General features: G+C 66.5%; 21 protein-coding genes. 10 read left to right on the plus strand and 11 right to left on the minus strand.

Annotation, left to right across the window (positions count from 1 at the left end; translation table 11 throughout):
• Positions 1–452: 452 nt before the first annotated feature.
• Positions 453–3,620 (minus strand): error-prone DNA polymerase, encoded by a 3,168-nt coding sequence (locus V6D40_RS02580; RefSeq protein WP_334288800.1) that lies wholly within the window; start codon positions 3,618–3,620, stop codon positions 453–455.
• Positions 3,621–3,783: 163 nt separating this feature from the next.
• Between V6D40_RS02580 and V6D40_RS02585 the strand changes: the two genes are divergently transcribed.
• From V6D40_RS02585 to V6D40_RS02600, 4 genes are read left to right on the plus strand one after another with little or no spacing between them, the layout of a single operon-like run.
• Positions 3,784–4,680 carry a MetQ/NlpA family ABC transporter substrate-binding protein gene (locus V6D40_RS02585; protein WP_334288801.1) on the plus strand — a complete coding sequence of 299 codons (897 nt, stop codon included), beginning with the start codon at positions 3,784–3,786 and terminating at the stop codon, positions 4,678–4,680.
• Positions 4,681–5,712 (plus strand): methionine ABC transporter ATP-binding protein, encoded by a 1,032-nt coding sequence (locus tag V6D40_RS02590; protein ID WP_334288802.1) that lies wholly within the window; start codon positions 4,681–4,683, stop codon positions 5,710–5,712.
• Between the two features lie 8 nt (positions 5,713–5,720).
• Complete coding sequence (locus tag V6D40_RS02595; RefSeq protein ID WP_334288912.1) at positions 5,721–6,401, plus strand: methionine ABC transporter permease; 681 nt, start codon at positions 5,721–5,723, stop codon at positions 6,399–6,401.
• Positions 6,402–6,416: 15 nt separating this feature from the next.
• On the plus strand, positions 6,417–7,199 hold the full coding sequence (locus V6D40_RS02600; RefSeq protein WP_334288803.1) for an HAD-IIB family hydrolase: 783 nt from the start codon (positions 6,417–6,419) through the stop codon (positions 7,197–7,199).
• A gap of 9 nt (positions 7,200–7,208) precedes the next feature.
• On the opposite strand, the gene V6D40_RS02605 is transcribed toward V6D40_RS02600, so the two are convergent.
• A complete protein-coding gene (locus V6D40_RS02605; RefSeq protein WP_334288804.1) occupies positions 7,209–8,084 on the minus strand; it encodes a sucrase ferredoxin in 876 nt (291 codons plus the stop codon).
• Between the two features lie 96 nt (positions 8,085–8,180).
• Between V6D40_RS02605 and V6D40_RS02610 the strand changes: the two genes are divergently transcribed.
• A complete protein-coding gene (locus V6D40_RS02610) occupies positions 8,181–8,840 on the plus strand; it encodes an AMIN-like domain-containing (lipo)protein (protein ID WP_334288805.1) in 660 nt (219 codons plus the stop codon).
• Positions 8,841–8,853: 13 nt separating this feature from the next.
• On the opposite strand, the gene V6D40_RS02615 is transcribed toward V6D40_RS02610, so the two are convergent.
• A complete protein-coding gene (locus V6D40_RS02615) occupies positions 8,854–10,404 on the minus strand; it encodes a Y-family DNA polymerase (RefSeq protein ID WP_334288806.1) in 1,551 nt (516 codons plus the stop codon).
• Position 10,405: 1 nt separating this feature from the next.
• Positions 10,406–11,152 (minus strand): hypothetical protein, encoded by a 747-nt coding sequence (locus tag V6D40_RS02620; RefSeq protein ID WP_334288807.1) that lies wholly within the window; start codon positions 11,150–11,152, stop codon positions 10,406–10,408.
• Positions 11,153–11,271: 119 nt separating this feature from the next.
• Here V6D40_RS02620 and V6D40_RS02625 point away from each other — a divergent pair, with 119 nt between their 5' ends.
• From V6D40_RS02625 to V6D40_RS02635, 3 genes are all read left to right on the plus strand, one after another.
• A complete protein-coding gene (locus V6D40_RS02625; RefSeq protein ID WP_334288808.1) occupies positions 11,272–11,691 on the plus strand; it encodes a hypothetical protein in 420 nt (139 codons plus the stop codon).
• A 161-nt stretch (positions 11,692–11,852) separates the two neighbouring features.
• Positions 11,853–13,130 carry a PspC domain-containing protein gene (locus V6D40_RS02630; protein ID WP_334288809.1) on the plus strand — a complete coding sequence of 426 codons (1,278 nt, stop codon included), beginning with the start codon at positions 11,853–11,855 and terminating at the stop codon, positions 13,128–13,130.
• Positions 13,126–15,051: an FAD/NAD(P)-binding protein gene (locus V6D40_RS02635; protein ID WP_334288913.1), complete on the plus strand. Its 1,926-nt coding sequence runs from the start codon at positions 13,126–13,128 to the stop codon at positions 15,049–15,051. Before V6D40_RS02630 ends, V6D40_RS02635 begins: the two co-directional genes overlap by 5 nt.
• A 20-nt stretch (positions 15,052–15,071) precedes the next feature.
• On the opposite strand, the gene guaA is transcribed toward V6D40_RS02635, so the two are convergent.
• From guaA to guaB, 3 genes are read right to left on the minus strand one after another with little or no spacing between them, the layout of a single operon-like run.
• Complete coding sequence (gene guaA / locus V6D40_RS02640; protein ID WP_334288810.1) at positions 15,072–16,625, minus strand: glutamine-hydrolyzing GMP synthase; 1,554 nt, start codon at positions 16,623–16,625, stop codon at positions 15,072–15,074.
• 47 nt (positions 16,626–16,672) lie between these two features.
• A complete protein-coding gene (locus V6D40_RS02645) occupies positions 16,673–17,797 on the minus strand; it encodes a GuaB3 family IMP dehydrogenase-related protein (RefSeq protein WP_334288811.1) in 1,125 nt (374 codons plus the stop codon).
• Between the two features lie 7 nt (positions 17,798–17,804).
• A complete protein-coding gene (gene guaB, locus V6D40_RS02650) occupies positions 17,805–19,328 on the minus strand; it encodes an IMP dehydrogenase (RefSeq protein WP_334288812.1) in 1,524 nt (507 codons plus the stop codon).
• A 154-nt stretch (positions 19,329–19,482) separates the two neighbouring features.
• On the opposite strand from guaB, the gene V6D40_RS02655 reads away from it, so the two are divergent.
• Positions 19,483–19,854: a DUF5319 domain-containing protein gene (locus V6D40_RS02655; protein ID WP_442891879.1), complete on the plus strand. Its 372-nt coding sequence runs from the start codon at positions 19,483–19,485 to the stop codon at positions 19,852–19,854.
• A 34-nt stretch (positions 19,855–19,888) separates the two neighbouring features.
• Here the strand turns inward: V6D40_RS02655 and V6D40_RS02660 are convergent, their stop codons facing one another.
• Together V6D40_RS02660 and V6D40_RS02665 are read right to left on the minus strand one after the other, a co-directional pair.
• Entirely contained in the window at positions 19,889–20,965 is a 1,077-nt protein-coding gene (locus V6D40_RS02660; protein ID WP_334288814.1) for a hypothetical protein, read from the minus strand.
• Position 20,966: 1 nt separating this feature from the next.
• Positions 20,967–21,536 carry a sigma-70 family RNA polymerase sigma factor gene (locus V6D40_RS02665; RefSeq protein WP_334288815.1) on the minus strand — a complete coding sequence of 190 codons (570 nt, stop codon included), beginning with the start codon at positions 21,534–21,536 and terminating at the stop codon, positions 20,967–20,969.
• A gap of 288 nt (positions 21,537–21,824) precedes the next feature.
• On the opposite strand from V6D40_RS02665, the gene V6D40_RS02670 reads away from it, so the two are divergent.
• Entirely contained in the window at positions 21,825–22,136 is a 312-nt protein-coding gene (locus V6D40_RS02670; protein WP_334288816.1) for a WhiB family transcriptional regulator, read from the plus strand.
• Between the two features lie 102 nt (positions 22,137–22,238).
• On the opposite strand, the gene groL is transcribed toward V6D40_RS02670, so the two are convergent.
• Both groL and groES read right to left on the minus strand, forming a co-directional pair.
• Positions 22,239–23,855, minus strand: a complete 1,617-nt coding sequence (groL, locus tag V6D40_RS02675; RefSeq protein WP_334288817.1) for a chaperonin GroEL — start codon at positions 23,853–23,855, stop codon at positions 22,239–22,241.
• A 21-nt stretch (positions 23,856–23,876) separates the two neighbouring features.
• Complete coding sequence (gene groES, locus V6D40_RS02680) at positions 23,877–24,176, minus strand: co-chaperone GroES (protein ID WP_334288818.1); 300 nt, start codon at positions 24,174–24,176, stop codon at positions 23,877–23,879.
• Positions 24,177–24,270 lie beyond the last annotated feature (94 nt).

Genomic DNA, 24,270 nt, shown 5'->3' on the forward strand with positions numbered 1-24,270 from the left:
GAGCGCTTAGCGCGATATAGTCAAGAACACTAAGCCGGATTTTGCCGGCACATTGGCAACGGCCCTCGTCTTTGTGACGGGGGCTGTCCTCATTCAAGGGGGGACCTTTCCAACGCCTCGAGTATCCACCGGTGCCGTGATCCAGTCGGGTGTTCCGCCATTGCGGAGGTTCCACGAGGAAAACCCATTATCAATGGTGTTTCTGAGCTCAACCTCAACAACCCCGGTAGTCCGTAACACCACTGCCGCAAGGTATGTGTTCCAGAGGTAGAGCTTTGCAGCAAGCACCTCTCCCCCTATTCCTGCCAGCTGCTCGTAGTTTTCCCGCAGTGGTCCTGGCAAGGACTGCAGTAGCACCCCTGCCGTCACTGAATCCACGGGATTTGTCGATAGTTCCACCGTGCCCCCTGTTCCATCCCCTGACAGAACTCCCCTTGTAAATGCCTTGAATCTTAACGGAAATCGCGCGAGCCGCGGGAGAGCCAGTCGCCCATTGCCAGCGCCTCCAACCTGTCAGCCACCACACTGACGGCGCCCGAGGCGTTCTGCACGATCCCGCGCACCACCATCGCCTTCGACGTGCGCGCAACCACCTTCTGCCGGTTCCAAAGCCCCACCGAGATCACCACGTTCACCAGCCCCGTTTCATCCTCCATCCCGAGAAATGTCACGCCTCCGGCGGTGGCGGGGTGCTGGCGGTGAGTGACCACACCGGCGACACGCACACGAGTGCCGTCCGCAACGTGGGCAAGTTCGCTAGCGCGCAGAACCCCCTCGGCAGTGAGGCGGCTGCGCAGCATCTCCACCGGCATAGTGCCGGGTGTGACACCGGTGGCGGCGACGTCCGCAGCCATCAGCTCGAACGCGTTCATGCCAGGCAGCGCGGGCGCGCTGATCGCCGACATGCCCGGCAGCATGCCTTCCCGCTCCGTGGCGGCGATACCCGCCTGCCACATCGCTTGTCTGCGGTCCACGCCGAAGCAGTCGAGCGCGCCTGCGCGGGCGAGCGCCTCGACGTGCTCCACGGTGAGGTCCGCCCGGCGCGCGAGGTCCGGGATGCCTCTAAACGGCTGGGCGGCCTCGATGCGGTCTGCGGCGGCATCGCCCAACCCCCGGATGAGGTTCAAGCCCACACGAATGGTCCCGCCGCTGCGGTCGCCGCCTAGGCAGCGCGCCTCGCGCCCCGACTCGTTCACGTCGACAGGCAGCACGCGCACGCCGTGGCGCCGCGCGTCCTGGATCAACGACTGCGGCGAGTAAAACCCCATCGGTTGAGCCCGCAGCAGCCCCACGCAGAACTGCGCCGGGTAGTAGAACTTGAACCAGGCGGAGAAGTACACCAGCGAAGCGAAGGACTGGGAATGCGACTCCGGAAAACCGTAGGCGGCGAACGCCACGATCTTCTGCCACAGCCGGTCCGCCACCTCCGCCTCGATCCGGTTGGTGGACCAGCAGCCGTCGAAGAAGCGCTGCTTGAGCGCCTCCATCTTCTCCGGGGAGCGCTTCGAGCCCATGGCGCGGCGCACCCCGTCGGCCTCTCGGCCGGAAAAACCCGCGGCGTCGACGCAGATCTGCATCAGCTGCTCCTGGAACAGCGGGATGCCCAACGTCTTGCCCAGCGACTTCTCAAGCACCGGGTGGTCGTAGGTGACCGGTTCCAACCCGTCGCGGCGGCGCAGGTACGGGTGGACGGACCCGCCTTGGATAGGTCCCGGGCGGATCAGCGCCACCTCCACGACGAGGTCGAAAAAGCAGCGTGGTTTCAGCCGCGGCAGCGTGCCCATCTGCGCGCGGGATTCCACCTGGAACACGCCGACGGAATCGGCGCGGGAAAGCATGGAGTACACGTGGGCGTCGTCAAGCGGGAGCTCCCACAGGCGCACTTCGCGGCCGGTGGTGTCCAAAACCAAGTCCATCATGTGGTGCAGCGCCTCGAGCATGCCGAGGCCCAGCAGATCGAACTTGACCAAGCCCGCGGAGGCGCAGTCGTCTTTGTCCCACTGCACCACCGAGCGGTCCTCCATGCGCGCCCACTCCGTGGGCACCACGTCCGCGATCGGGCGATCACAGATCACCATGCCGCCGGAGTGGATGCCCAAGTGGCGCGGCTGGCCGCGGAACTGCTCGGCGAGCTCGGCGACGGGAACAGGCGGGTCCGCGATCCCCTTCGACCAACTGTCGGCGGCGCCCTGGGCGTACCCGAGCGCCCGCGCCGCGTCGCGGACAGCGCCTTTCGTGCGGTACGTGATCACGTTGGCCACTTGGGCGGCGTTGTCGCGCCCGTAGCGGGTGTAGACGTACTGGATGACCTCTTCGCGGCGACCGGATTCAATGTCCAAGTCGATGTCGGGCGGGCCGTCGCGGTCGGGAGAGAGAAATCGCTCAAATAGAAGGCCCGCCTCGATCGGTTCCACGCTGGTGATGCCGAGCGCGAAGCAGACTGCGGAGTTGGCCGCCGAACCGCGGCCCTGGCACAGGATGTTCTTGCGGCGGCAGAAGTCGACGAGGTCGTGGACGATAAGGAAGTAGCCGGGGAAGTTCAGCTCCTCGATCACCATCAGCTCATACTCGATTTGTTTCTTCGCCCGCGCACGCACATCCAGCGTCCGGGAAGCGTAGCGGACCTGAGCGCTAGACAGCGTGAGCAGGCGCAAAAAGCTCATCTCGTCGTGCCCCTCGGGCGTGGGGTACGCCGGCAGCTCCGGGGCGACCAGGTCGAGCGTGAACGCGCATTGCGAGGCGAGCTCGGCGGCGTAGGCCACCTTCTCCTCGCACCCGGGAACAAGTCGCAGCAGCTGGTCCGCGGAGCGCAACCAGTTCGCCCCCATCGGGTGCAGCTCGCCGTGGGCCTGGTCAAGGGACTCGCGGCGCGCCAGCGCGCGCTTGGCGGCGGCAAGCCTCGCCGCGTCGCGGGTGGCGGCAGCGGGGACGGCGGTGACGATCGCCGGGATGTGAACGAAGCGGTCTAGTGATTCGTGCCGATCCGCGTCTTCCGGCAGCATCGAGACCTCGTATTCGCGCACGACGTTCTCGCCCCCGAAGGCATCGATCACGCGGTCGAAATCGTCCGCCCACTGCCATCCCGCGAGCGCGACGCACGCTCCTCCCAGCCGCTCGCCGATAAGCTCCAGCGGCGGGTACGCAACTTTGCCTTTCTCGCGGGTGGCCATGTGCGCGTCCGCCATCAAATGCGACAGGCGGCGGTAGCCCTCCGGACCGCGGGCGATGACGGGCAGAATGCGGGGCTCCTCCTCGCTGCCGAGTGTCAGCTCCGCGCCGAAGACTGTGGCGATGCCGCACTCGGCGGCGGCCTCGGCGAACTTCACCGCCCCGTAGAACCCGTCGCGGTCCAGGATGGCCAGGGCAGATAAACCCAGTTCCGCGGCGCGGGCCACGAGGTCTTCAGGTTCGCTCGCCCCGCCGAGGAAGCTGTAGGAGGACACGGCGTGCAGCTCCGCGAACGGGCGCGCGGCGGCGCGCGGGGCGGCAGCCGGGCGAGATGGAAGCAGCCCCTCCGGGGCACCGGTGTGCGCGGCCGGCTGCGGCGCAGGGCCTGGCCGGCCCGACAGGATACGCTCCAAACGGGACCACGAAAGCGGCTCGCCCCCGTTGAATCTCATGCTTCCCACGATAGCAGTGTTCGAAACTGTGTTCCAACGCTTGCAGCGACCGGCGAAGCTCCCCACAAACGCCCGAATAGACTAAGCGGTACGGACGGTGATAGATTCTGCAACCGTAGGTTTTTGCACCCCCCTTGAAAAGAAAGCAAGAGGATCCAACGTCATGCGCACTTCCCGCATCACCGCGGCGCTCGCAGCCGCCACCATCGCCGCGACCAGCCTGGTCGCCTGCTCCAACGAGTCCAACTCCACCGACGCGACCGACGCAGCCGCTGAGGGCAACACTGTCGTCCGCATCGGCACCACCGACGCAGACCAGCAGGCGTGGAGCGTGTTCTCCGACCTCGCCGAGGAGAACGGCATCACCCTCGACATCGTGCAGTTCTCCGACTACCCGCCGGTCAACGAGGCTCTCGCGCAGGGCGAGCTGGACCTGAACAAGTTCCAGCACATCCTCTACCTGGCTAAGTACAACGCCAACTCCGGCAACGACCTGAAGGTCGTCGGCTCCACCGAGATCTACCCGCTCGCGCTGTTCTGGAAGGACCACGACTCCCTCGACGGCATTGAGGGTACCGAGGTCGCGATCCCGAACGACGACTCCAACCAGGGCCGCGCGATCAACGTGCTGGTTCAGGCCGGCCTGGTCACCCTGAAGGACGGCGCCGACGCGCTCGCGCCGACCCCGGCTGACATCGACTCGGCTGCCTCGAAGGTTTCTGTGGTGCCGGTTGACGCATCTCAGACCCCGTCCGCCTACAAGGAGGGCCGCCCGGCCATCATCAACAACTCCTGGCTGGACCGCGCCGGCATCGAGCCAAGCGAAGCTATCTTCCAGGACGACCCGGGTTCGGAGCAGGGCGAGCCGTACATCAACGTCTTCGCGTCCCGCGCGGAAGACGTTGACAACCCGACCTACGTCAAGCTCGCCGAGCTGTGGCACGACGCAGCCGTCAGCGAGGCCGTGCAGAAGGATTCCCGCGGCACCGCTGTCGAGGTTGAGCGTCCGGCAGACGAGCTGAACGACATCCTCGACCGCCTCGAGCAGAACGAAAAGTAAATGGCTACAACCGGCACCCGGATTGAATTCCAGGACGTCAGCAAGGTCTTCCGCTCCGGCGGCCGCGAGGTCGTCGCAGTTGACGGCGTCACATTAACCGTCGAGCCCGGGGAGATCCTCGGCGTCATCGGATACTCGGGTGCCGGTAAGTCGACACTCGTGCGCTTGATCAACGGGCTTGATCAGGCAACCTCGGGGCAGTTGCTTTTAGACGGCACTAACGTCGTCGGCCGCTCCGAAAAAGAACTCCGCGGCATCCGCCGCAACATCGGCATGATCTTCCAGCAGTTCAACCTGCTGACCTCGCGCACCGCCGCCGGCAACGTGGAGTACCCGCTGCAGTTGGCGGGCGCGGGCAAGGCCGAGCGCAAGGCGCGCGTTGCAGAGCTGCTCGACTTCGTCGGCCTGTCGGAGCGCGGGGACAACTACCCCGAGCAGCTCTCCGGCGGCCAGAAGCAGCGCGTCGGCATCGCCCGCGCTCTCGCGACGAACCCGTCGCTTTTGCTTGCCGACGAAGCCACCTCCGCACTCGACCCCGAAACCACCGAAGAGGTGCTCGCGCTTCTCCGCCGTGTCAACGAGGAGCTCGGCATCACCATCGTGGTGATCACCCACGAGATGGACGTGATCCGCTCCATCGCCGACAAGGTCGCCGTGATGGAAAACGGCCGCGTGGTGGAGTACGGCTCCGTCTACGAGGTGTTCTCGCACCCGCAGACTCACGTGGCGAAGCGCTTCGTCTCGACCAGCCTGCGCAACACACCGAACGAGGTGGAGGCGCGCGAGCTTTTGGACGCAGCGCCCGGCCGCCTCTTCACCGTGGATCTCAAGGAGAACTCCGGCTTCTTCGGCGCCGCCGAGACCGCCCGCGCGAAGGGGGTCACCGTGCAGCCGGTTCACGCCGGCATCGCCACCTTGCAGCAGCACTCGTTCGGCAAGATGACGGTGCGCCTCAACGGCGACGACGCGGCGATCAACGAGTTCCTGTCCACGCTGCAGCTCACCACCGACATCGAGGAGATCACCCGATGACGAGCAACATCAACGAATTCATCCTCGCGGAGCCGAACTGGGACCGCCTCGGCCCCACCTTTGTTTCTGCGATCGGGGACACGCTGTGGATGGTGGCGATCACCATGGTCGTCGGAGGCTTCTTCGGCCTGCTCCTCGGCATCTTCCTCTACACCACCCGCCCGGGCGGCATCTTGCAGAACCGCGCGGTGTACACGCTGATCAATGTGGCCGTGAACTTCTTCCGGCCAATCCCGTTCATCATCATGATCGCAATGCTCTACCCCATCACCCTGGCGGTGGTGGGTACCACGATCGGCCGCTCGGCCGCCACGTTCGTGATGTGCTTCTCAGCGACGTTCACCGTCGCGCGCATTGTGGAGCAAAACCTTGTCGCCATCGACCCCGGCGTGATCGAGGCAGCCCGCTCCATGGGCGCAGGCCCGTGGACGATCATCCGCACGGTGATCCTGCCGGAGGCCCTCGGCCCGCTGATTCTGGGATACACGTTCATCTTCATCGCCGTGATCGACATGTCCGCGATGGCGGGCTACATCGGCGGCGGCGGCTTGGGCGACTTCGCGATCGTGTACGGCTACCGCCAGTTCGAACCGCAGGTGACGTGGGCTGCGGTCATCGTGATCGTGGTCGTGGTCCAGCTGGCGCAGTTCCTGGGCAACTGGCTGTCGAAGAAGGTCATGCGCCGCTAGGTACGCTTGATCAGCGTGAAGATTGCGGCATTCGACTTCGACGGCACCCTGCTCCACAGCCGCGGCGACGGCACCCACAGCTTCAACGCGGAAGACTTAGAGGCCATCCGCGCGTGGCGGGAGGCGGGCCACCTCGCCGTCGCCGCCACCGGTCGCTCACGCTCCGCGCTCACCTTCGGCATCGGGGACGCCGACCTCACCTACGACTACCGGGTGCTTTCCAACGGCGCCTCGGCCACCACCGGCGACGATGACGAGCTCATCTACGCCTACCCCATTGACCCGGACATCCTGCGCGCCGCGGTTGCTGAGTTCAAGAACACTGCCGACGTCGCTGTCTTCGGCACCACGGTCGGGCCCATCGACGGCGCGTTTGTTTTGAACACCCCGCGGGTCTCGGCGTTCACCGGCCACTTCACCCGTCTGACCACGGACGACATCGACCACCACACCTTTGCCGTGGTGCCGATCTGGGTGCCGGAGAACGAGGCGCTGCGCGCGAACGTGGTGCGCTGGGCCCAGCGGTTCGACAACGTCACCGTCGCGCAGAACCAGGACTACGTGGACATTATGGCTGCCGGCCGCAGCAAGGGCACGGGCATCCTCGAACTGTTGCGCACGCTCGGCGCGCGGCGCGAGGACGTGGAGCTCTACTCCTTCGGCGACTCGTGGAACGACCTGTCCATGCACGATGCCGCGGACATTTCGCACAGCTTCCCGCATTCGCCCGCGGACGTCCAGGCTGCGACGGACCACGTCATCGACGCGGTCGCGGACGCGCTCCTCCGCTACATCTAAACGCGCAAGTTAAACGCGCTCGACTGCGTCCACCACCCACGCCTGACCGGTCTTCGGTTGCTTGCCACAGGAGTCGACGACACCGCCGATGTCGCGAAGACTGAGCGCCACCTCGTACGCGGCGCCGGTGGCCGTGTCGGTGACTCGCACGTTGGAGCGGTTGGTGGTGATTGTGGGGGCGTCGACAAGCAGCTGCTCCATGCCAACCTGCGCACCGCCGCGCGACAGCTCTGCCGCTACCGCGATTTCCGCTGCCTGCGCCGGTGCCGAAAGGGTGCCGCGGCCGCGGTTGCCGGGCACGAAGTACAGCCCCGCCTCGGCGTGCTCGAGCAACGCACGGGCTGCCTGCTCGTTCATCCTCCCGTAACTGAACGCCCACGGCATCAGCAGCATTGTCGGCGCGAACCTGTGGCCCTTGATGTGCGAGGTCTCCCACACCATGTCGTCGCTGCGCTGCAACTGCCGGACCAGCGGGCGGCCCTTGATCGCGCAGCACTGGTCGCGCTTGGCGTGGGTGCACACCAACAGCAGGGGCTTTGTTCTTACCGACGCCCCCCTATTCTTCCCCGGACCCGATAAATCCAGATCCAAAACCGCCTCCGGCCCGTCGACGTGGAGGACCTCGGTTACACCCTGGTCGGCGAAGACGAGGTAGACGTGGTGGTCCTGGATGAGCCGGCGCTCGCGTGTTGCGTGGCGAATCAACAAAAACGTGGCGTGGTTTGCCTCCACGTGGTCCTTGATCCGGGCAGACAACTCAGGTCCCAAGGTGTCGCCGTCGAGCACGTCGCGGCTCCAGGCATCCGGCCACTCGAAGAGGACGTAGGTGGATCCTGGTTTGGCGGTGCCGGGCAGCGGCTCGACCTCGACATCTGAGCAATGCATGCCCTTCACTCTAACTACTTAACGTTTCGGTAACCATTGCCCCGAACACCCCTCTTGAGTTTTGCCGCCCAACGCGGCCGAGTTAGCGTGAATTTTGTGTTTTTTCTTCCCCCGTCGGCCCAAGATGCCGCGCGCCGCGCAGCTGGGGTGGCTGCAGCGGCCGCCGCGCTGTGGCTTGGGGTGGCGGGCTGCGGGCAAGTGCCCGCGGTCGGCGACGGTTCTAGGAGCGCTCCGCTTAGCCAACCTGCGGTGATGGCCGGGGTTGGCCCGCACCACACTGGGTCTGCCACATCCACCACCGGCACGGCGGTGCTCAGACCCCTCGGCTCGGCCAACCCGTCGCCAAAGACGCAGCGCCCCTCGGAGCCGGCGCAGCTCGCAGTAGCTGGTGTCCGCGTGGGCAACCACGAAGGTTTCGACCGCGTGGTGGTAGATCTCGCCGGCGACGGCGACCCAGGCTGGTTCGTCGACTACACCCCGACGCCGCTGCAGGCCACGATCGGCCGCCCGCTTCCGGTCAGCGGCACCGCGTTTTTGAGCATCAACGTCGACGGCACTGTGTACCCCGGCGAACTCGGCTTGGACGAGACCGGTGTCGAGCGCTTGAGCCCGACGAGCAACATCGTCGACGTTGCCAGCGGCGGCACCTACGCCGGCCGCAGCCAGATCGTGGTGGGCTTGCGCGCCGAGGCGCCCTACTCCGTGCAGGTGCTCGAAGACCCGAAGCGCTTGGTTATCGACATCGTCCAAGGCTAGCGCCGGGCTGGTGCTAATAGACGGCCTCCACACGCCAACTCCGCCTCGACCACACAAGCAACCACCCCGACACCGGACCGTCTGATCCCCCGAGCCGGCCCACGACCTGCAGCCGCGCCACCCTGTTGCGGCGCTCTGGGGCCGCCCACCAGCCCTCGTCGACGGGCCAGGGCCCCGCCCACCCGGTGACCAGATACTTCTTGTCGCCCCACTTCAGCGCATAGGGATCAGCGGATAGTAACGCCTCAGCGGTGACTTGGACGGCGGCTGCATCGGCGCTGATCAACGTAATGCCGGAGGCGGGGTGGTCGATGCCCCCGCCGAGGCGCGCCGGCAGCGGCGCCGGGACCGCACCGGGCCACGACTGCTCGGAAACCTCCGGTGGCACCTCACCAAACGGAACCATCCGGACGCGTTCCGCGACACCGCGGCCGCCTACGAGGCGGGGCTGCACCACCGCGTCGATGCCCAGTTGGGACTGCACCCGCTCAACGCAGCGGCGCGCGCCGTCTGAAGACGCACCGTCCGACCACAGCTCCCCTACCGACTCCGGCTCAGCGAGCTCCAGCGGCTCCAGGATGAGCGAAGTGATAGCGCCTGCGCCGCCGCCGGTGAGCCAGCCGCCGAGCTGCCAGCGCACCCGGTCCGCTGTGCCCGATTCGCTCAACGCCTCGCGCGTGCGCCACACCCGCTCAACGCGGTCGCCGCTTTCCAGTTCCGCGGTGATCTTTAGCCGCAGGCAGTTACGGCCAGCGTCCTTGAGGCGCTGGTGCAAACTCGCCGCCAGCGCGCGGGCGGCGAAGGCAGCCGCGTCGACACGCTCGATCGGGTCTTCCGGGGTGATCGCCACCGCGAGGTCGGCCACCGGCAACTCCGGGGCCACCCGGCGGTCCGGCGCGGCCGCGGCGATCCGGTGAAGATGCATGCCGCTAGCGCCGAACCGTGTGGTCATCGCGGCTGGTGGAATCGCTGCGATGTCTCCGAGAGTGGCGACACCAAGCTGGCTCAGCGTGCGCACCGTGTCCGCGTCTGCGCCGAGAGCAACCTCCGCGGTGAGCGCCCTGACCGGGTGCTGGCTGAGGAACGCCGCCGACTCCCCTGGCGGCACGATGTGTGATGTGCGCGCAGCGATGACGGCGGTAGCGATCTCGTCGGCGGCCCCGGCGAAGGCGTCGATGCCGCGGCGCGACGCCGCATCAATAAGCATCTCGAGCGCGCGGTCCTCGCTGCCGTGAAAACGGGCCGCCGCCTCGAGATCCGCGACCACGAGGCCCGGGCGCAGCACCTCGACGGACGCGGCGACGTCGTCCAAACTGGCGCCGAGGGAGGCGAACATGCGCCCGTCGCGGTCCGGGTTGTCCTCGATGACAGTGAGTTCGGGAGCAGCGGCTTGCGCGTTGCGCACCCGCATGCCGCGGCGAATCCCGAGCGCGCGGGCGGCGCGCGAGCACACCTTGATGCGGTGCTGGCTGGCGATGGCGACGGGTTCTTCAATCTCATCGTCCAACTCAAGCTTCGCCGCCTGCACCGGCCAATCCGGAAACCACAGCGCAGCGACGCGCACCCTACATCACCACCTGCAGTTTCGGACGATCCAGTTGCTGCTGCTGCGCCGGGGCGCGCCCCAGGGTGACGGTCGCGCTCGCTGGGCGGGCACCCTTCTGCTCGGCTCGCACACGCAGCTCAATGCCGCGGATGCGGCCCGTCCCACGGCCGATACCGTGAAAATCAGCGATCGCGCCCTCGAGGGACAGCGCCGGCGAGGGCACGCGGACGTTGACTGCCATGAGCGCGGCGTTGCCTTTGCGCACACGGGCGAGCAGGGGCCGCGCGCGCACCGGGGTGAGCTCGAGCGCGGTGCGCGAGCGCAGGACCACCAAGTCGAGCCCCTCCGCCAGCACGCCAGCAACCGCGAGATCCTCGATGCCCGGATCGGGGACAGCGATAACGCGTTCAAGCCCGTCGCGGTCTACGCCCGCGTACGACAGCTCCGGCCACCCCACCACGCCGGCGTGCCCGCCGGCTGCGGTGACTTGGTCAATGACCTCCACCACCAGCGACGGCGTGTCACTGCAGTGGCTCACGGCTTGCCTAGGCAGCCCGCCGTTCGGCAGCACGTGCGAGAGCGGTCCTGGCACAGCGAGGACCTCGGCATCCTCTACAACCGGGCGGGGGACCTCCCCGCCGAGCTGCGCCATCTTCGCCCTTAACTGGGCAATCTGCTCAGCACGACTAGGCTGCGCTGCAGCTTCTTGCACCCCCGCGGCCTCCCCGGGGGGCGCCGCGAGTGCTCGAATAGACGTTCCACTCACGCCGTTCAGTATGCACCGCGCCCCCAACACAGACAACCACAAAGGTCGAACACATTTTCTAAACCGAAACGTAGTCTCTCTTTTATTCGCCCAGCTGTTCCGCGGTAACGTACCTACACGTGAACCCGCTTTCCGCATCCGATGCCCGCAACCGCGTCACGCCGATTCCGACTCCTGCACCCGTGCGGCTTGTTGGCTCAGCGGGCGCAGCTGGGTCGGTCGCAATCATGGTGTCGCAGCTTGCCACTGGCGCGAAACTAGTGATCGCACTGGCGTGCGTGGCGGCGGCCCTGACAATAACGCTGGCGCACCCATACCGAAAGCGGATGCGGGAGTATGCGGATGTGAGAAGAGTGGACAGGAGGCCGTCGATAAGCATGCTGCTTCCGCTGATGCTGTGGTGGCTACTGCTGATGCTGGCGCCGCTGGCCGGCTGGCCTGCGTGGGGTGCCGTAACCTGCTTCATCGTTCTCTTCGGCGCGGCGTGGGTGCTGTTCCCCCACGTGGACGGATCGCGCCGCCTGGCCTACGCGGACTAGAAAGCGCGGAGGGAAATCTACTCGAAACCGTTTCGAGTAGATGAAAAACTGCAGCTCAAACTAGAAACATTCGTTTCGAGTAGATTTCGAGTAGCTGTTTCGAGCACTTGTTTCGAACTCACCGCCGACCTGATGTTGGGTACGTAGGGAACAATGAAGCCATGGAAAACAGCGGCAGCAGAAGCGGCTTTCAAGCCGAGCTGGACAGGATGTGGGAAACGCGCCCGCCGCGCATCCCGAAGGATCAGGGCGGCAAGGCACTGATAGGCGGCGTGTGCGAGGGTATCGGCGCGCGCTACAAGCTGGATCCGGTGCTGGTCCGGCTGGTGTTTGTCGCACTGAGCCTTGCTGGCGGCGGCGGCATTTTTCTGTACCTGCTGTGCTGGCTCAACATGCCCCGCTTCGGCATGGTGGTCAGCCCCGGCAAGGCGATTACGGCGCAGAGTTCCACGCTCACGGAGATGGAAAAGCGCGAACGCTCCACCGGTTGGGCGCTCATTGTCGGGCTGGTGATCTTCCTTCCCTCCGCGACCACCGGCGAGGGTCTCAGATCACTGTTGGTCATGGCGGCGGTTGCGTTCACTGCTTGGTACTTGGCCTACAAACGCGCGCCAGAGCCGCCGGCCGGCCTTCTGCCGCCGAAACAGAGCGCAAGCACCACCCGCGCTCTGCCGAACCCCCACCCGTTCCAGCTCGACCCGAGCGTCCGGCGGCCCTACGACGTGCAGCCGGTGCAACCGCCGCACACCGCGCAACCTCCGCACCCGTACGCGCAGCCGCCGCGGCAACCGGACCCGCAACCGGCAGCGCCGCACGCAGACGAACCGACCCCGTTGTTTGATTTCACGCACCTGACCCCTCCGCAGGGGTATCCGCACCCTGCTGTCGGCCGCGCCACTCCCCCGGCGTGGGATCCGCTCGGCACCGCCCCCGAACTGTGGCACTTGCCCGATCCCGCGGCCGCGGACGCCTCCCCGGCACCGCAGACTCAAGCGCCTACGGCGCACGACCGCGGCTCGAAGCGCCGCTGGCTGTGGCTGCCCGTCGGCCTCGCAGGGCTCGGCATCGCGGGTGCGGTGATCGCGGCGGGGCCGAACGTCAGCCGCTACTCCTTCGGAGCGGGTCCGAACTGGGCAACCGGCGACATCACCCTCACCTACGACGACGTCGAAGCGATCCCGGACCTGCACCGTCTCGCCGGGGACATCACCTTGGACCTGCGGGAGTTGGAGCCGTTGGACTCGCCCGCGACGATCGAGATCGGCAACTACTTCGGCAACATCGACATCCTGCTGCCGGAGAACGTGCCGGTAGACACTCGTTGCGAGGTGGGCTCCGGCTCTGCCTTGTGCCCGAGCAACACCGTAAACGAGCGCGCCGACGGGCAACTTCTGACCATCGACGCGCGCCAGTACATGGGCACGGTGACCGCTCATTAAATCCGCACACATCGCCATCGTCGGTGCCGGCCCCCGCGGCATCTCGATCACAGAACGCATTGCCGCCTACCTGCGCTCCCACCCCACAGATGCACCGTTCACACTCCACGTGATCGACGACGCACAGATCGGCGCCGGCCGCGTGTGGGACACCCGCCAAATCCGAACGCTGTGCATGAACACTCTCGCCGGCGCAGTCACGCTGTTCGCTGAGCCCGGAGCGACCGTCACGGCCCCCGTGCTCGAGGGCCCGACCATGTACGAATGGATCCAGTTGCTGCGCGGCGAGGTCGGAGGCATCAGCGACGCGAAGCGCGCGCCGTTTGTTGCCATCACTCCGGATGTCCCAGCGGAGTTCGCAGACGAGATCGCCGCCACCCGCCCCGAGTCCAACCCGTCCCGCGCGCTCTACGGCGAGTACCTGCGCTGGGTGTGGCGCGTGGCAAAAGCAGCGCTTCCCGCAAACGCCGCGGTGGTTGAGCACAACGCTCGGGTGGTCGGCATCAGGCAGGCTCGAGGCCTCGATGAGCTGCTGCTTGACGACGCCACGTTGATCCCCTCTTCCGCCACCGCCCTGGCAACCGGGTGGGTGCTCCCCGTCCTGCCGGAGGTTGCGGGCGCGAGGGAGGCAGGCGCCGGGTTCACCTACGTCACCGCCAACAACCCCGTCGAGCAGGACATCGCGGCGCTTCGCCCCGGCGAACGCGTCCTCGTGCGCGGTTTGGGCATGGGATTTTTCGACCTCATGGCCCTTGCCACCGTTGACCGCGGCGGCCGTTTCATCCCTGACAACTCCAAAGCTGCCGGGGTGCGCTACGAGCCTTCAGGGGAAGAGCCGCACCTGATTGCCACTTCCGGGCGCGGCTACCCGTACCTGCCGAAATCGGAGTACCGCTCGCTTCCGCCGAAAGCGAACTTGGTGCGGTTGCACGCCGCGATGACAGCGGCCGATCAGTCGGGGGAGCCTGTGTCCTTCGGCCGCGACCTGTGGCCGGCCCTCGCGCGTGACGCATACAGCGAGTTTTACCGCACCGTCGCCGAGAAGCACCCGCAGGCGCTGCGCATTTCACTCTACGAGGTGCTCGCCATCATCGACACTGTCGACTTGGTCACTCCCGCCACGACACAGAGCATCCTCCCAGTGGCGAGCGCGCTGACGGCCGCGCTTGTAGGTGTGATCGACGCCGACAGCATTGAGCCGTTCGACATGACGCGCTGGATTGACCCGCTCGCAGGCACCGCTTCCGCGACAACGGATGAGCTGGGCGCGCTGATCGTAGCCGGCATGGCGCGTGATATCTCGGAAGCGGAGGCCGCGTGGGATTCGCCGCTCAAGGCGGGGTTGTGGGCGATCTCCGCGGGCCGCAAGCCGGTTGCCATCGCGACGGAGAACGGCCGAGGCGCACCCGAACACGCGCTGTCGCAGTACATGGCGTTCGGCCAGATGGTGGGCAGCGGCCCTCCGCTGTTCCGTACCCGAGAGCTGCTCGCCCTGCACGAGGCGGGCTTGGTCACGTTCCTCGGACCGCAGCCTACTGTCCGCGTCGAGAACGGGGCGGTCGTGGCCACGAGCGGTGAGCGCACCGCCCGGGCCTCCGCGCTGGCCGACGCCTTCCTCCCCGGCCCAGATCTCCGCCGCGCCGCCGACCCGCTCACGGCAGCACTCGTTGCAAGCGGCCGCGTGCGCCCGTTCGCGCCCAGCGGCACCCCCACCGCAGCGCCGGAGACCGACGACGCCACCCGCCGCGCGGTGCACCCCGACGGCTCACTCGATCAACGCCTCCACATAGTTGGCATCCCCACCGGCGAACAGTGGGCGGACACCACCATCTCCCCCATGCCCGGCACCGACCCGCTCATGCTCCAAGAGACAGATAAGGCCGCCCGCTCGTTACTACGAGCAGCCGGCCTGATCGGTTAAGCGCTACAGCGCGCAGCGCGTTACTCCCACTCGATGGTGGCGGGCGGCTTCGACGTCACGTCGAGGACCACGCGGTTGACATCCGCTACCTCGTTGGTGATGCGGGTGGAGATAACCTCCAGCGTCTCGTACGGCACGCGGACCCAGTCCGCGGTCATCGCGTCCTCGGAGGCGACCGGGCGCAGCACAATCGGGTGGCCGTAGGTGCGGCCGTCGCCCTGCACGCCGACGGAGCGCACGTCCGCGAGCAGCACAACCGGGCACTGCCAGATCTGCTCGTCGAGTCCAGCCTTTGTCAGCTCCTCGCGGGCAATCGCGTCAGCCGCGCGCAGGGTGTCGAGGCGCTCCTCGGTGACCTCACCGATGATGCGGATGCCCAGGCCCGGGCCCGGGAACGGCTGGCGGTTCACGATGACCTCGGGCAAGCCGAGCTCGCGGCCAACGGCGCGAACCTCGTCCTTGAACAGCAGGCGCAACGGCTCAACGAGCGTGAACTCCACGTCGTCCGGCAGACCGCCAACGTTGTGGTGGCTCTTGATATTCGCCGTGCCGGTACCTCCGCCGGACTCAACCACGTCGGGGTAGAGCGTGCCCTGCACCAAGAAATCGACGTCCTGGTCCGACAGCACATCCGCCACTGCGCGCTCGAAGGAGCGAATGAACTCGGCGCCGATCGCTTTGCGCTTCGCTTCTGGCTCGGTCACCCCGGCGAGCTTGTCCAGAAACGCGGCGCGCTCGTCCACAGTCACCAGTTTCGCGCCGGTCGCCGCGACGAAGTCGGTCTCGACTTGCTCGCGCTCGCCCTGGCGCAGCAGACCGTGGTCCACGAACACGCAGGTGAGACGGTCACCAATTGCGCGCTGGACAATCGCGGCCGCCACAGCGGAGTCGACACCGCCGGACAGTCCGCAGATCGCGCGACCTTCACCGACCTGCTCGCGCACCTGCTCGATGAGCTGGTCGGCGATGTTAGATGCGGTCCAGTTCTGCTCCACACCGGCGATCTCGGTGAGGAAGCGAGTCAGCACCTGCTGGCCGTGAGGAGAGTGCAGCACCTCTGGGTGGTACTGCACACCCGCGAACTTGCGCTCGAAGTTCTCGAACGCAGCGACCGGCGCTCCCGGCGTAGACGCGGTGACGGTGAAGCCCTCCGGCGCCTCAGTAACGGAATCACCGTGCGACATCCACACCGGGTGAGACTCGGACAGGCCGTTGTGCAGCACGCCGCCCGTGACGGTCATCTGGGTGCGGCCGTACTCGCGCGCGCCGGTCTCGGCGACGGTGCCGCCGAGCGCCCGCGTCATCAGCTGGAAGCCGTAGCAAATGCCGAAGATCGGCAAATCCAGCTCGAAAATCGCCGGGTCGAGGTGCGGGGCTCCGTCGGCGTACACGGACGACGGGCCGCCGGAGAGCACGAGCGCAACCGGGTCTTTCGCTTTCAGCTCGTCGGCGGTGATGGTGGAGGGCACCACCTCCGAGTACACGTTCGCCTCGCGCACGCGGCGGGCGATCAACTGGGCGTACTGGGCGCCGAAATCAACGACTAAAACGGGGCGGGTTTGCGGAGTAGTCACGGTGACAAATGATAACCGATCGCGCTACCTCCGCGAACACCCGAACCCTAGAGCCTTGGGCGCACCGCCAGCTGCACCTTCTGAAAGCTCTTGACAGTGGTGTAGCCGCATTTCGCCATCGTCCGGCGCAGCGCACCGACCAAGTTCAGGTTGCCCCATGGGTCACTGGACGGGCCGTTGAGCACCACCTCGAGCGGGAACTTGGGGTGGTCGAAATCAGGCATGACAGCCCCGCGCGGGTTGCGCGGGTGCGCGGCCTGGGCCTCCCAGTACACGCCGCCCGCGGCGGCCTCTTCGGCGCGCGCCAAGGGGAGGCCGACCATGACTGCGTCGGCGCCGCACGCCAAAGAAACGGCGATCTCGTTGGCGTTATACACCTCCGAGTCGGCGATGACATGCACGTAGCGGCCCTCTGTCTCGTCGAGGTAGTCGCGGCGCGCAGCCGCGACATCCGCAATAGCGGTGGCGATAGGAAGCCCCATGTTCTGCGGGCCGAAACTCATTCCGGAGCCGACAATGACACCCGCCACGCCTGCGCGCATCAGGTGTGTCGCGGTGGCGTAGTCGAACACGCCGCCAGCAATGACCGGGACCTCGAGCGAACCGACGAACTCCTTCAGGTTGAGCGACTCTCCGCCCTTTTGCACGTGCTCGGCGGAAACCAGCGCGCCTTGGATGAAGAGGATCTCGGCACCAGCGGCGATCACCACGGGAGCAAGTTCGCGCGCGTTCTGCGGACTCACGCGCACCGCGACAGTGACACCGGAGTCGCGGACCTGGCGGATGCGCTCCCAAAGCAGGTCATGGTCGAGTTCCGCGGCGTGCAGCTTTTGCAGCACCTCCGTAGCTTGCGTATCAACCCCGTCGGGGTTTGCCACGGCGACCACCTGAGCAATCGCCGCATCGAGGTCTGCGTGGCGGCCCCACAGCCCCTCGGCATCAATCACCCCGAGCGCGCCCTGCTTGCCCATCTCGATGACAAACTCGGGGCTGGCTAGCGCATCCGTTGGGTGGGACACGATCGGCACGTCGAAGATGTAGGCGTCAACGTGCCACGTGGTGTCCACGTCTTGCGAGGAACGGGTGCGGCGGGTGGGGACCAGCGATACGTCGGAAAGCGAATAGGCCCTCCGGGCCTCGCGGCCAATACCGATTTCTACTGTTTCGCGCATGCTGCTCCTAGCCGCGGTAGTTCGGCGCTTCGACCGTCTGCGTGATGTCGTGCGGGTGGCTCTCACGCAAGCCCGCCGCCGTGATCTGGACGAACTGCTTCGTCTGCAGCTCCTCCACCGACGCGGAGCCGGTGTAGCCCATCGCTGCGCGTAAGCCGCCCACGATCTGGTGGGTGATCGCGTCGATCTCACCGCGGTAGGGCACGCGACCCTCAATACCCTCCGGCACGAGCTTGTCCTCGGTGGCAACGTCAGCCTGGAAGTAGCGGTCCTTGGAGAAGGAACGCTTTTCGCCCGTCAGGCCGCGGCCCTGCATCGCGCCCATGGAACCCATGCCGCGGTAGCGCTTGTACTGCTTGCCGCCCACGACCACGATCTCGCCCGGAGCCTCGGCGGTGCCGGCGAGCATCGAGCCGAGCATGACAGAGGACGCACCGGCTGCGATGGCCTTGGCCACGTCGCCGGAGTGCTGCATACCGCCGTCGGCGATAACCGGGATACCAGCCTTCTTCGCCGGCACGGACGCCTCAAGAATCGCGGTGATCTGCGGGGCACCGACACCCGCCACAACGCGGGTGGTGCAGATGGAGCCGGGGCCGATACCGACCTTGATGGCGTCAGCGCCAGCGTCGATCATGGCCTGCGCAGCGCTGCGGGTGGCCAGGTTGCCGCCGATGACGTCGACGCGGTCACCGAAGTCCTTCTTCACGCGGGAGACCATCTCAAGCACGCGGTTGTTGTGCGCGTGTGCGGAGTCGACCACCAGCGCGTTCACGCCAGCCTCAACCAGCATCCCGGCGCGCTCGTATGCGTCCTCGCCGGTGCCCACGCCCGCGGCGACCATCAGGCGGCCCTCGGCGTCCTTAGAGGCGTTCGGGTACTGCTCGCTCTTGACAAAGTCCTTCACCGTGATCAGGCCGGCGAGGGTGCCGTTGTCCGAAACGATCGGCAGCTTCTCCACCTTGTTGGCGGACAGAAGGGACAGGGCCTCCTCCTTGCTCACGCCCTCCTTGGCCACGACCAGCGGCATTGGGGTCATCACCTCAGCGACCTTGCGGTCGAAGTCCGGCTCAAAGCGCATGTCACGGTTGGTGATGATGCCAACCAAACGGCCGCCCTCATCAACCACCGGGAGGCCGGAAATGCGGAAGCGAGCGCACAGCACGTCAACGTCGCGCAGCGTCATCTCCGGTGTTGCGGTGACCGGGTCGGTGACCATGCCGGACTCGGAGCGCTTCACAATGTCGACCTGCTCCGCCTGCTCCTGCGCGCTCAGGTTGCGGTGCAGCACGCCGATACCTCCCTGGCGTGCCATGGCAATTGCCATGCGGGACTCGGTGACCGTGTCCATCGCCGCAGACGCGATCGGGATGCGCAGCGAAATGTTGCGGGTGAACTGGGTTGCGGTGGAGACCTCGGACGGGACAATGTGCGACTCCGCCGGAAGCAGCAGCACATCGTCGAACGTCAAGCCACGCAACGCCACCTTCTCCGGGTCGTCGCCTCCGGTGAGAACTCGCTCAGTTGCCATGTGTTCCTCTCCTGACAGTTACGGCTTTTGCACATAATATTACGCACCTCCCACACACGGCCTAACGCCGGTGAAAGCCCAGCACAGCTGCGTTCGGAGCGAAGGAGGCGGGGCGAGGATTCCGTGTTTGCGCGGGTGACTAGAGTTGGGCCTTGTGAGTTACGACGACATGATGCCCCTCGACCCGTTCGCGGACGACCCGAACGATCCGGCATCGTTCATCGAGGACGACGAGGTCGCCGAGCCGCTCTCCGAGCAAGAGCGCGCAGAGGTAATCCAGGACCTGGGCTACGTGCGCGACTGCATGCGCCGGCTGCGCCCGCGAGGCATCCAGGGCATTTTCTTCCAGTGCGAAGACTGCGAGCAGCTGCACTACTACGACTGGGAAATCATGGAGCAGAACATGCTCGCGTCCCTGCGCGGCGAGCTGCCGCCGGTGCACGAGCCGGGCGCCGACCCGAACGTCGATGCGTACGTGCCGTGGGAGTACGCCATGGGCTTCCTCGACGGGCTGGACGCCCGCTAGCCCCTACCCCCTAGCCCCCCCTGTGCACCGGCGCTCACCGCGCCGGTACGACTTGCGGCGCCACCTCGTCAACACCAGCGCCGTAGCTCGACTGGGTGTTGACCTGCGGGGACTGCTTCGGCACCACCTGAGGCACCTGCCCTTCACCCTGTGGCGCGCTGGTTTGCACCTTCGGCGAGGACTGCCCAGGCTGGGGCGCCTGAGACGACTGGCGGCTGTTCTGGCTCGCCTGCCCCTGGTTTGTCGGAGACTGCGGCTGCGCCGGCTGACTCTGCTGCGCTGACGGCGCAGGCTGCTGCGGCTGGGTGGGCTGGGCAGGTTGCGCCGGCTGCGGCGCCTGGTGCGAGCTCGGCGCGGGCTGGGCCGCCGACGGGTTCGCCGGCGCGGCCGGTTCCTGTTGCGCCGGCTTGTCTGGCTGCGCCGGACGCTCCTGCTCCGGCGAAACAGTCACCGTCACGGTCACCGTCGCCGGCCGCTCCCCGTCACGTGCCGCATCATCATCTGCGCTGCCCTCACCAGGGCCCGGGACCGGGTTCATCGACTCCACCAGCCGGTTCGCCTGCTGCAGCAGCTGGGCAAGGTAGTCGGAATCGCCCGCTTGGCTCGCCACTTCGATCTCTTTGAGGGTGGACGCCAGCTCCACCGCGGCAGCGCGGTCGCCGAAGACTGCGGTAGAAGCGCCCCACAACGGGGAGCCCGGGGTTGCGTTGTACAGCGCCGCGCCCGATCCGGCGATCAGGGCTGAGGCTGCTGCAGCGCCGATAAACCCGGCAGCCCACGGATTCATCCTCGTGCGCTTGGGGCTTGTTGCTTGCCGACGCCCCGCCGCCTCCCCCATCCCGCCCACACCAGTCTGGGCGCGTTTCGTGCGCTGCTCCGCAAGCGAGATCGGCTCCGCAGGTTCCGGCTCGACCGCGTCAACCGAGGGCTCTTCCGGCATCGGCCGCTCGATGTCTCGTTTCATGGCCAGCAAAAGTCCCGCGAGCGGATCGGCCCCGTGCGTGGGGTCCTCCCCGCGTGCGAGCGCGTCGAGCAGCGCATCGGTGCCGTCTACCGGCGCGAACTGCGTGGTCGCGTCTTCTTCGTGGTGCTCATCGGCGCGCCGTGTCATCTCACTGGTCCTGTTCTTCGATCATCGTGCGCAGCTTCGCAATCGCGCGGTGCTGAGCCACCCGCACCGCGCCCGGGGTTGAACCCACGGCCTCGGCTGTTTCTTCCGCAGAAAGGCCCACAAACACCCGCAGGATAATGATGTCGCGCGCCTTATCACCTAGTTCATCGAGTAAACCCTCAATTTGGTTACGCGCATCCACGTCAATGGCGTAAGCCTCGGGGGTAACCCCCGTGTCCACCGTGTCCGGCACCTCTTCCGTGGGGGTGAGCTTGTCGCGGAACAGAGCCCGATGCGCGTCGGCGACCTTGTTGAACGCGATGCCGTACACGAACGCCATGAACGGTTTGCCCATGTTTTGGTACTTGTGAATTGAGGTGGCCACTGCCAGGCACACTTCTTGCGCGACGTCTTCCGCGGTCGGAGTTCGCCCGCCACCGATGCGCGCGCGGGTGTAGCGCAGCACGTTGGGGTGGATGAGGCGGATAACCCGCTGTAGAGCCTTCGCGTCGCCGCCGGCGGCGAGGGGCACAAGCCGGGCGAGCTCGTCTTCGGTGTCCGGTTGCGGCACGGCGCTCCTTCCTCTTGTGCATCACGCCTCAACGCGTCAGTTGGTCAGCGTACAACTGCCCGCCCCCGCACCACAGGTTCAGGGGCTAGGTTCCGCAGGCTATGAACTTTTAGGCTGAAATTCACCCACGCTTAACCTTGAGCAAATTCCCAGCTTAAAGCGTCGTTTTTCCCAGGGTCAAGAGTGTTTAAAGCTTCACGTTACCGCACGGTTACCCGCCGTTCACCCGGGCAGAGAACACTACTTTTCCGGCACTACTTGAGGCACACAATAAGGAGCTAGACGACAATGTCCCTGCCGCACTTGCTTCCCGGACCGAACGCCGATTTTTGGGATTGGCAGCTGCATAGCGCTTGCCGCGGTGAAGCGTCAGAGATCTTCTACCACCCGGACGGCGAGCGCGGCAGGGCTCGCACGCAACGCGAGAACCGCGCCAAGGCGATCTGCTACCAGTGCCCGGTGCTTTCCCAGTGTCGCGAACACGCCCTGCGCGTGGCTGAGCCGTACGGCATCTGGGGCGGAATGAGCGAGTCCGAGCGCCAGGCGGCGCTGCGCGGCGCACGCGGCGGTGTGAAGGTGGCCGCAGCGTCCGCCAAGTAGGTCCAAGGCTTAGCGACGCAAGCCCCAACACCAAGTGAAGGCCCTGCCCCCGTTTTACGGGGCCAGGGCCTTCGCGTTGCCGTACGACGGCGAGCGCGGCAGTTAGTGGGCGTGGGCGTGGCCGTGCTCGGCCTCGTCCTCTTCCTCCGGCTTCGTCACCACGGATGCCTCCGTAGTCAGCACCATGCGGGCCACGGATGCGGCGTTGACCACTGCGGAGTGGGTCACCTTCACCGGGTCGATGATGCCCTGCTCGATCAGGTTGCCGTACTCCAAGGTGGCGGCGTTGAAGCCTTCGCCGTTGCCCACCTCAGCGATCTTGGACACGACAACCGCGCCGTCGAGACCGGCGTTTTCTGCGATCCAGTACGCCGGCTTGGTCAGCGCGCGCGACACCGCCAGAACACCGGTGCGCTGCTCGCCCTCGAAACCGTCGGCGTAGGTCTCCAGCTCCTTCGCAATCTGCACGAGCGCGGAGCCGCCGCCGGCGATGATGCCTTCCTGGGCCGCGGCGCGCGCGGCGTTGATGGCGTCCTCGACGCGCAACTTGCGCTCGTTCATCTCGGTTTCGGTGGCCGCGCCGACGCGGATCACCGCGACGCCGCCGGAGAGCTTCGCCAAGCGCTCCTCCATCTTTTCGCGGTCCCACGTCGAATCCGTGGTCTCGATGTCGCGGCGCAGCTGGTTGCGGCGCTCCTCCACCGCCTCGGCGGAGCCGGCACCGTCGACGATGACGGTGTCGTCCTTCGTCACCGTCACGCGACGCGCGGAACCCAAGTGCTCCAAGGTGGCGTCCTTCAAGTTCACGCCAACCTCGGGGTCGATCACCGTGGCGTTGGTGACCACTGCGAGGTCGTCCATGAACGCGGTGCGGCGCTCGCCGAAGTACGGGGACTTCACAGCGACGACCTTAATGGTCTTACGCAGGGTGTTCACCACCAGCGTCTGCAACGGCTCGCCCTCAACGTCCTCCGCGATGATGAGCAGCGGCACCGACTCGGTTGCCACCTGCTCCAGAAGCGGGAGGAAGTCCGGCAGCGAGGAGATCTTGTTGCGGACGAGGAGAACGCGCGCGTCGTCAAGCACCGCCTGGCCTGCGTCCGGATCCGTTACGAAGTACGGCGACAAGAAGCCCTTGTCAAAGGAGATGCCCTCGGTCAGCTCCACGTAGGACTCGATGGACTGGGATTCCTCGACGGTGAGCACACCGTCCTTGCCCACCTTGTCCATCGCGCCGGCGACCATCTCGCCGATTTCCGGGTCGCGGGAGGACACGGTGGCCACGTTCGCGATCTCGTTGGACGAGGACACTTCGGTAGCGCGCGCTTTGAGCTCCTCGACCGTCTTTTCTGCCGCTGCGGCGATGCCGCGGTTCAGCTCGATCGGGTTCGCGCCCGCCGCAACGTTGCGCAGCCCCTCGGCCACCATCGCCTGCGCGAGCAGGGTTGCGGTGGTGGTGCCGTCGCCGGCAATGTCGTTGGTCTTCACGGCGACAGACTTCACCAGCTGCGCACCGAGATTCTCGAACGGGTCCTCGAGGTCGATGTCGCGGGCGATGGTCACGCCGTCGTTGGTGACGGTCGGGCCGCCCCAGCTCTTGGACAGCACGACGTTGCGGCCGCGCGGGCCAAGCGTGACCTTCACCGCGTCGGCGAGCGTGTCGACGCCGCGCTGGATACCCTCGCGGGCCTCCTGGTCGAATGCGATCAGTTTTGCCATGAGTGGCGTCTCGCCCCCTTGTTACTTCTCGATGACAGCGAGCAGGTCGCGGGCGGAGAGCAGCAGGTATTCCTCGCCGTTGTACTTCAGCTCGGTGCCGCCGTACTTGGCGAAGATGACGGTGTCACCCTCCTTGACATCCATCGCAACGCGTGCGCCGTTGTCGTCCAGACGACCCGGGCCCACAGCGATGACCACAGCCTCCTGCGGCTTCTCAGCGGCGGAGTCCGGGATAACCAGGCCGGAAGCGGTGGTGGTCTCAGCCTCGGCGATCTGCACGAGCACCTTGTCGTCGAGCGGGCGGATGTTGACGTTTGCCATGATCAGTAGCTGACCTTTCGTCTTGTCAATGTGAGCGTTTGGAATGTTCTTGCGGTAAATCCCATGTCGCGCAGCCGTCGTCGCGGGTGAACAA

The sequence above is a fragment of the Corynebacterium sp. Marseille-Q4381 genome (genome assembly GCF_036881695.1).
Taxonomy (GTDB): Bacteria; Actinomycetota; Actinomycetes; order Mycobacteriales; family Mycobacteriaceae; genus Corynebacterium.

Coding starts and splice junctions, on each gene's coding strand:
- V6D40_RS02580 (WP_334288800.1), bottom strand. CDS start 3,620: ATGAGATTCAACGGGGGCGAGCCGCTTTCGTGGTCCCGTTTGGAGCGT.
- V6D40_RS02585 (WP_334288801.1), top strand. CDS start 3,784: ATGCGCACTTCCCGCATCACCGCGGCGCTCGCAGCCGCCACCATCGCC.
- V6D40_RS02590 (WP_334288802.1), top strand. CDS start 4,681: ATGGCTACAACCGGCACCCGGATTGAATTCCAGGACGTCAGCAAGGTC.
- V6D40_RS02605 (WP_334288804.1), bottom strand. CDS start 8,084: ATGCATTGCTCAGATGTCGAGGTCGAGCCGCTGCCCGGCACCGCCAAA.
- V6D40_RS02630 (WP_334288809.1), top strand. CDS start 11,853: ATGGAAAACAGCGGCAGCAGAAGCGGCTTTCAAGCCGAGCTGGACAGG.
- V6D40_RS02645 (WP_334288811.1), bottom strand. CDS start 17,797: ATGCGCGAAACAGTAGAAATCGGTATTGGCCGCGAGGCCCGGAGGGCC.
- guaB (WP_334288812.1), bottom strand. CDS start 19,328: ATGGCAACTGAGCGAGTTCTCACCGGAGGCGACGACCCGGAGAAGGTG.
- V6D40_RS02660 (WP_334288814.1), bottom strand. CDS start 20,965: ATGACACGGCGCGCCGATGAGCACCACGAAGAAGACGCGACCACGCAG.
- V6D40_RS02670 (WP_334288816.1), top strand. CDS start 21,825: ATGTCCCTGCCGCACTTGCTTCCCGGACCGAACGCCGATTTTTGGGAT.
- groL (WP_334288817.1), bottom strand. CDS start 23,855: ATGGCAAAACTGATCGCATTCGACCAGGAGGCCCGCGAGGGTATCCAG.
- groES (WP_334288818.1), bottom strand. CDS start 24,176: ATGGCAAACGTCAACATCCGCCCGCTCGACGACAAGGTGCTCGTGCAG.